Annotated in this window: 1 protein-coding gene; it reads left to right on the top strand. The window is 49.9% G+C overall.

Features of this window, described 5'->3' with window-relative positions; translation table 11 throughout:
- Positions 1–49: 49 nt before the first annotated feature.
- Positions 50–1259 (top strand): condensation domain-containing protein (locus tag AC5ELV_RS26275; protein WP_493432455.1); only part of this gene is annotated, 1210 nt, incomplete at its 3' end.

Raw genomic sequence — 1259 nt, 5'->3', positions numbered from 1 at the left:
ATACCATTTTGTATGGAGCTTTCACCACATCATAATGGACGGCTGGTGTTTGTCGCTGGTCACTAACGAAGTCTTTGGAGGATATACCGCCCTTACAGAAGGGAAGCCACCGCAATTGCCCGTGGTAACACCATACAGCCGATACATCGAATGGCTGGAGGGGCAGAACCGTCAGGAAGCAGCTGAGTATTGGAACGATTACCTGCGGGGCTATGAGGAGACGGCGGTCTTGCCGCAGGCCAAAACAGGGAAGACCCAGGGATATGAGGCCGAATATCTGGAATTTGATTTGGGTATAGACCTGACAACGGCCCTGCTGCAGCTGGCAAAGCAAGAACAGGTAACGATAAATACGCTGATGCAAACAGCCTGGGGTGTTTTGTTGCAAAAGTATAATCGCACAGAGGATGTCGTTTTCGGGAGCGTGGTATCGGGACGTCCAGCAGACATTGCGGGAGTAGAGCAGATGATTGGACTATTCATTAACACGGTCCCCGTCCGTATTCAAGGCGGACAAGCAACTGCATTTACAGAGCTGATGAAGCAAACTCAGCGACGGGCGCTTGCTTCGGGAACATACGAAACGTTCCCACTCTATGAGATTCAGGCACAGGCAGAGCAAAAAGTGGAACTGATTAATCATATTATGGTATTTGAGAACTATCCGGTGGATGAACAAATTGAGCAATTAGGTGAAAGAGAGGAAGCTGATTTTAAAATAACCGGAGCAGGAGCGGTTGAGCAGACGAATTATGATTTTAACATCGTGGTGTTACCGGGAGAGACGCTACGAGTTCATTTTGGTTACAATGCCCAGGTATATGACTATGAAAGGGTAGAACAGATTCAGGGGCATTTGCTGCAACTGCTGGAGCAAATCAAGATCAATCCAGCTGGGCGGATTTGCGAGCTGGATATATTAACCGGGCAGGAACGAGAGCAACTGCTGGGTGTTTGGTGTGACACGACAGCAGCATATCCACATGAGCAGACGATTTACGGGTTGTTTGAGGAGCAGGTCTTGCAGACACCGGAGCAGGTAGCGGTATATTTTGAAGGAGCGCAAGTGACCTACCGTGAATTAAATGAGCGAGCGAACCGTCTGGCGCGTACTTTACGCAGTAACGGTGTGATGGCAGACGGCCTAGTCGGCCTGATGACGGAGCGATCGATTGACATGATTGTCGGCATCATGGGTATTTTGAAGGCAGGGGGCGCCTACATTCCGATCGATCCGACTTATCCGGAGAACCGCATCC

It is taken from the genome of Paenibacillus sp. NMA1017 (assembly GCF_058895805.1).
This window is presented reverse-complemented; position numbering and strand designations above follow the sequence as displayed.